At 73.3% G+C, this 6,483-nt stretch carries 4 protein-coding genes; 3 read left to right on the top strand and 1 reads right to left on the bottom strand.

The features are described from left to right. Nucleotides 1-122: 122 nt before the first annotated feature. Nucleotides 123-1,421, top strand: a complete 1,299-nt coding sequence (locus WA762_RS35190; RefSeq protein WP_335941662.1) for a DUF6986 family protein — start codon at nucleotides 123-125, stop codon at nucleotides 1,419-1,421. 173 nt (nucleotides 1,422-1,594) lie between these two features. Next, nucleotides 1,595-4,270: an NACHT domain-containing protein gene (locus tag WA762_RS35185; protein ID WP_335941661.1), complete on the top strand. Its 2,676-nt coding sequence runs from the start codon at nucleotides 1,595-1,597 to the stop codon at nucleotides 4,268-4,270. 13 nt (nucleotides 4,271-4,283) lie between these two features. Here WA762_RS35185 and WA762_RS35180 read toward each other — a convergent pair whose 3' ends face one another. After that, nucleotides 4,284-5,312, bottom strand: coding sequence for a LacI family DNA-binding transcriptional regulator (locus WA762_RS35180; RefSeq protein ID WP_335941660.1), 1,029 nt, complete (start codon nucleotides 5,310-5,312; stop codon nucleotides 4,284-4,286). 186 nt (nucleotides 5,313-5,498) lie between these two features. Here WA762_RS35180 and WA762_RS35175 point away from each other — a divergent pair, with 186 nt between their 5' ends. Further along, nucleotides 5,499-6,431 carry an ROK family protein gene (locus WA762_RS35175; RefSeq protein ID WP_335941659.1) on the top strand — a complete coding sequence of 311 codons (933 nt, stop codon included), beginning with the start codon at nucleotides 5,499-5,501 and terminating at the stop codon, nucleotides 6,429-6,431. Nucleotides 6,432-6,483: the final 52 nt, after the last annotated feature.

Raw genomic sequence — 6,483 nt, 5'->3', positions numbered from 1 at the left:
CCCCACACGGCCCCGGACCGTTTCCGATCACCGTTGACGCGGAATCGATGGCCTTATAGCTTCACTATGCGGATCATCGATTCCGTGCAGCGGAAACCATGTGACGGTGGAGGGTGTTGCAGATGGGTCAGCAGGAGCAGGTGGCGACGAGCCTCGCGGATGCGGTGGGTGAGGAGATCGGCTCCTCCCTCGCCGCCGTCGACGCCGAACTCGCCCGCCGCTACCCGGGGGACCCGGGGACGCGCCAGCCGGTCCACACGGTCTACGTCCCGGGCGACGCCTTCACCTCCGGCACGATCCGCTCCTGGGGCGATCGGGCGCTCGCGGCCCTCGACGAGCACGCCCCCGACGCGGCGTCGTTCGCCGCCGTCCTCGGCATCCCGGACGCGCTCGCCGCACCGGTCCACGACCGGGTCCGCGCCAAGCTGGAACGCGAACCCGTCGAGGACCTGCGCATCGACTTCGAGGACGGCTACGGGCTCCGCCCCGACGCCGAGGAGGACGAGACCGCCGCCCGAGCCGCCCGGCTCGTCGCGGAGGCGTACGCGAACGGCACGGCGGCGCCCTACATGGGCATCCGGACGAAGTGCATGGAGGCCGCCGTGCGGGACCGCGCCATCCGCACCACGGACGTCTTCCTCACCGGCCTGATGCGGGCGGGCGGCCTCCCCGACGGGCTGGTCCTCACCCTTCCCAAGGTGACGTACCCCGAACAGGTCGCCGCCTTCGTGCGTCTCCTCGAGGCGTTCGAGGAGACGCACGGGCTGCCGGCCGGGCGGCTCGGCTTCGAGATCCAGATCGAGACCAGCCAGTCCATCCTCGCCGCCGACGGCACCGCCGCCGTCGCCCGCATGATCGACGCCGCCCGGGGCCGGGCCACCGGACTGCACTACGGCACCTTCGACTACAGCGCCTGCGTCGGCGTCAGCGCCGCGTACCAGGCGAGCGACCACCCGGCCGCCGACCACGCCAAGGCCGTCATGCAGGTCGCCGCCGCCGGCACCGGCGTACGGGTCTGCGACGGCTCCACCAACGTCCTCCCGGTCGGCCCCACCGACCGGGTCCACGAGGCGTGGCGGCTCCACCACGGCCTCACCCGCCGCGCCCTGGCCCGCGCCTACTACCAGGGCTGGGACATGCACCCGGGCCACCTGCCGACCCGGTACGCGGCCGTCTACGCCTTCTACCGCGAGGGTATGGAACAGGCCGCCGCCCGGCTCGCCGCGTACGTCGCCAAGGCCGGCGGCGACGTCATGGACGAACCCGCCACCGCCAAGGCGCTCAGCGGATACCTGCTGCGCGGCATCGACTGCGGCGCCCTGGACACCGCGGAGGTGGCCCGGCTGACCGGACTCACGCGCGCGGACCTCGACGGTTTCGCGACGCCGCGCCGGGCCGGGCTCACGGTGGCGTCCGGGTGAGACGCCTCCCGCCCGGGCCGCGAACCCGGGCGGGAGGGCGTCGGACCGGCGCCCGGCGGCCGACGTCCCTGCGGGGAGGGGGCGTTGGCCGAAACCCGGGATGCGCCGACGGGCCGTGTCCTACGCTGGGCCGACTACGGCCGACGGTGCCGTGAGCACCTCTCGGAGACCAGATGGAACCGGCCGTCATCGGAGCGCGTCTCGCGTCGAGCATCGTGATTCCGCTGATCAAGAAGCTCTTCCTGCCCGACGGAGCCGGGGCCGAGCTGGTCGACAAGCCCGTCCGGGTGTCCGCGCTCGTCTCCTTCCGCGGCGAGAAGCGCACGATCTCGGACAAGGACCTGCACACGATCGCGGAGGAACTGGTCAGACGCGCCGCGCAGTCGACGGGCGTCGAGGACGTCCTGCCGACCTTCGAGAAGCGGGCCGTCGCCAACGCGGTCGCCGACTCCCTACGGGTCATGGGGACACTCGACATGGACGACGTGCAGGCGGTGAAGCTGGGCCACCTCGGGCTCGCCCGGCGGCTGCGGTCCCAGAGCAGGACGGCCACGCTCGGACTCTCGAACGACGCGGTCGCCCTGCACGCGAGCGTGCTGGACACCGCGTGCCTGCACATCCTGAACTTCTTCACCCAGCGGTCGGCCTTCGTACCGCGCACCCTGGTGGAGCAGAGCCGCTCCATCGAGGAACTCGCGCTGAAGATCGACGCGTTGATCGCCCGCGCGCCCTCCCCGGCCGACGGCCCCTTCGAGGACCGCTACGCCGGATACATCGCGGCCAAGCACGGCAAGCTGAGCATCTTCGGCCTCGATCTCTCCGGAGCGCCGGAGACCTGGCGACTCGACGCGGCCTATCTGAGCCTGGACGCGGCGGGCGACGCGGCCGAAACCGGTCCGGCGCTGCTCCCGGCCGACCACGTGCTGGCGGGCCGCGACCGCGTACTCCTGCGCGGGGTGGCCGGCTCCGGGAAGACCACGCTGGTCCAGTGGCTCGCCGTCTCCACCGCCCGCAGAGCGCTGGACGAGCACCTCCTGTACCTCTACGGACTGGTGCCGTTCGTGCTTCCGCTGCGGACCCTGACCCGGGGCGGCGCCGCGCTTCCGGCGCCGCACGAGTTCCTCTCGGCGGTGGACTGCCCCATCGCCGGCCTCCAGCCCCCCGGATGGTTCGACCGGGTGCTCGCGGCGGGGCGCGGGCTGATGCTCATCGACGGCATCGACGAGATCCCCGAGGACGACCGCAACGACGTCCGCAGCTGGCTCCAGGAGCTCATCAGCGTGTATCCGGCCAATCGGTGGCTGGTGACCTCCAGGCCGTCCGCGGTGCGCGAACACTGGCTGGTGGACGAGGATTTCGCCGAACTGGACCTCGCGCCGATGAGCCGGGACAACATCGCCGACTTCGTGGACCGGTGGCACCGGGCGGCAGGCATCAGCGACCAGTACGCCAACGAACTCCTGCGGGCCGTCCGCGCCAAACAGGACCTGGGCCGACTGGCCACCAACCCGCTGATGTGCGGGCTGATCTGCGCACTGCACCAGGACCGCCGCGGCTATCTGCCCGAGGGGCGCAAGGAGATCTACGACGCGGCGCTGTCCATGCTGCTGTTCAGACGCGACCGCGAACGGGGCGTCTACAAGTCGGGCTCGATGCACATCAGCGAGGCGCACCACATCCAGCTCATCCAGCGGCTCGCCTACTGGATGATCCGCAACGGCCGTTCCGAGATGGACCGCAGCGACGCGGTCGACCTTCTGGGACAGGCGTTGCCGATGATGCCGAAGGTCGCCGAGCAGGGCACGGCGGAGGAGGTCTACCGCTACCTCCTGATCCGCAGCGGACTGCTGCGCGAGCCGAGCGCGGACTCGATGGACTTCATCCACCGCACCTTCCAGGACTACCTCGGCGCGAAGGCGGCGGTGGAGGGGCTGGACTTCGACTTCCTCATCGCCAACGCCCACCTGGACCAGTGGGAGGACGTCATCAGGATGGCCGTCGCCCACGCCCGGCCCACGGAACGGACGAGGCTCCTCACCGGGCTCATCAGACGGGACGACGTCTCCGGGCACGGCATGAACAGACTGCACCTGCTCGCCGCCGCCTGCCTGGAGCACGCGACCGAGCTGGACCCGGCGGTCCGCGCGGAGGTGCAGCAGCGCGCGGCCGCCCTGATCCCGCCGCGCTCGGCCGACCAGGCCCGCGCGCTCACCGAGGTCGGCCCGGTCGTGCTCGACCTGCTGCCCGGCCCCCGGGACGCGCCGGCCGGCGAGGCCGATGCGGGATCCGAGGCCCGGCGGATCGCGGACGAGGCGTACTTCACCGTCCTGGCCGCCACCCGCATCGCGACCGACGCCGCCGTCGCCGTGCTCGCCCAGTACCGGCAGCACCCGGACCCGCGGGTGCGCGCGGAACTCGTGCGGGCCTGGAGCCGATTCGACACCGAGCTCTACGGCACGGAGGTCATCGCCCACATCGGCGACGACACCCTCTACTTCCCGGTGTCCAACGCGCGGGAGCTCCAGGCCCTCCACAGCTTCGGCGGGCGCTCCCGCATCAAGGTGTCGGGGGAGTTCGCCCCCGTCGATTTCGTCAACTCGGTCCGCACGGGCCGGCTGACCCACCTCTGGGTGGACGGCGGCATGGGAGGGACCTGGGGCTGGCTGCACCACTTCCCCCACCTGCGGTCGCTCACCATCGAGACCCCGCAGCCGCACATCGACGTCGGCGGCCTGGCCCGGGTGCTCTCCCTGCGTACGATCCGGGTGCCGGAGCACACCGTCGCCATCGGCACGGACCGGCTGCCGCCGTCGATGACGGTCGTACGCGAACGCCTCGGCGGCGCCTGAACGCCCCTCGGCCTCAGGCGGGCGGCAGCTCGCCCGAGCCGCGCGGGACGAGGCTGGTGGGCAGCTTCACCCGGGCCGGGGCGTGGTCCGCGCCGTCCAGACGCCGGAAGAGGTGCTCGGCGGCCGTGCGGCCGACGGCGGCGGCGTCCTGGGAGATGACGGTGATGCCGAGCAGGTCGGCCAGCTCGATGTCGTCGAAGCCGACCAGGGCGACGCGGCGTTCCCGTTCCGCGAGGACGCGGACGGCCGTCACCGTCACGCGGTTGTTGCCCGCGAAGAGCGCGGTGACCGGCTCGGGGCCGGACAGCATCCGCTCCGCGGCGGCCCGCACCCGCTCCGGTTCGGTGGAACCGAGCGAGACCCAGGAGCCGTCGACGGCGATGCCGGCGTCCGTCATGGCCGCGTGATAGCCGCGCAGCCGCTCGGTGGCGGTGTGGATGCGCGGCTGGTCGCCGATGAAGCCGATCCGGCGGTGGCCGTGCGCGATGAGATGGGCGGCGCCCTCCCGCGCCCCGCCGAAATTGTCGGACAGGACCATGTCGGCGTCGATGCGGCCGGCCGGCCGGTCGACGAAGACGGTGGCGACGCCCGCCTTTATCTCCGGTTCCAGGTAACGGTGGTCGTCGCCGGCCGGGATCACGATCAGGCCGTCCACCCGCCGCGCGCACAGCGCGAGCACCAACTCCTGCTCGCGGTCCGGGTCCTCGGCGCTCGACCCGTTGATGAGGAGGGCGCCGTGGGCGCGGGCGACCTCCTCGACCGCGCGGCTCAGCGGCCCGTAGAACGGGTCCGCGAGGTCCTCCAGGACCAGGCCGATGGAGGCGGTGCGGCCCTTGCGCAGCACCCTGGCGCTGTCGTTGCGGCGGAAGCCGAGCGCCTCGATGGCCTCCTGGACCCGGCGTTCGGTGTCCGGGGTCACCCCCGGTTCGCCGTTGACCACCCGGGAGACCGTCTTGAGGCCGACTCCGGCGCGCGCGGCCACGTCCTTCATGGTCGGCCGGTTGCCGTAACGGGGCTCGGGGTGACGGGCGGTCTCGGCCACGGTGCGCTGTCCTTCGTCGGGTGCGGGGTCCGGGCCCGCGGACGGAGGCGGGGCGGACCGGACGGTGTGCCGATGAGCATAGAGCCTGGACAACGTTGTCAACTGCGGGGAGACTGGACGGACTGTTCTCCGAACCCCGCAGGTCCCCGCTCTTTTCCGAGCACTCCCGAACCCGGAGCCGCACCGATGCAATCCGACCTCGTCGCCGCGCTGGACATCGGCGGTACCAAGATCGCGGGCGCGCTGGTGGACGGCGGCGGCGCACTCCTCGTACGGGCCCGGCGGCCGACGCCCGCCCGGGAGGGCGCCGAGACGGTCATGGCGGCGGTGGCGGAGGTCCTGGCCGAGCTCTCCGGCTCGCCGCTGTGGCCGCGGGCGACGGCCGTCGGCATCGGCAGCGCGGGCCCGGTGGACGCCTCCGCCGGCACGGTCAGCCCCGTCAACGTCCCCGGCTGGCGCGACTTCCCGCTGGTGGAACGGGTCGGCGCGGCGGTCGGCGGACTGCCGGTCGCCCTGGTCGGCGACGGGGTCGCGATGACGGCGGCGGAACACTGGCTGGGCGCGGCCCGGGGGCACGACAACGGTCTGTGCATGGTGGTGTCGACCGGCGTCGGCGGGGGACTGGTGCTCGGCGGGAAGCTCCACACCGGCCCCACGGGCAACGCCGGCCACATCGGTCATGTCAGCGTGCAGCTGGACGGCGACCGATGTCCCTGCGGCTCGTACGGCTGCGTCGAACGCATCGCCAGCGGACCGAACATCGCCCGGCGGGCGTGGGCGAACGGCTGGCGGCCGGGCCCGGACGGCGACGCCTCGGCCGCCGCCGTGGCCGCCGCCGCACACGCTGGGGACCGCGTCGCCCTCGCCTCCTACGAGCGGGCCGCGCAGGCCCTGGCGGCGGGCATCGCCGCCACCGCGGCCCTCGTCGAGATCGACATCGTGGTGATCGGCGGGGGAGTGGCCGGGGCGGGCGACATCCTCTTCGATCCGCTGCGCCGGGCCCTGCGCCGGTACGCCACGCTCTCCTTCGTGCGGCGGCTCACGGTCGCGCCCGCGGTGATGGGAGCCGACGCGGGGCTGGTCGGCGCGGCGGCCGCGGCGACGCAGGGCCGGCTCTGACGCGTCCCCGCCGGCGCCCGGGGCCGGGCCCGGGCGCCGGCGGGGGCGGCCA

This window comes from Streptomyces tyrfis (assembly GCF_037034285.1).
Taxonomy (GTDB): Bacteria; Actinomycetota; Actinomycetes; order Streptomycetales; family Streptomycetaceae; genus Streptomyces.
Note: the sequence above shows the minus strand (reverse complement) of the source record. Positions and strands in the feature narration are given on the sequence as shown.

Bases quoted from the DNA above. Each gene is read 5' to 3' on its own strand.
- WA762_RS35185 (WP_335941661.1), top strand. From the start codon at position 1,595: ATGGAACCGGCCGTCATCGGAGCGCGTCTCGCGTCGAGCATCGTGATT.
- WA762_RS35190 (WP_335941662.1), top strand. From the start codon at position 123: ATGGGTCAGCAGGAGCAGGTGGCGACGAGCCTCGCGGATGCGGTGGGT.
- WA762_RS35175 (WP_335941659.1), top strand. From the start codon at position 5,499: ATGCAATCCGACCTCGTCGCCGCGCTGGACATCGGCGGTACCAAGATC.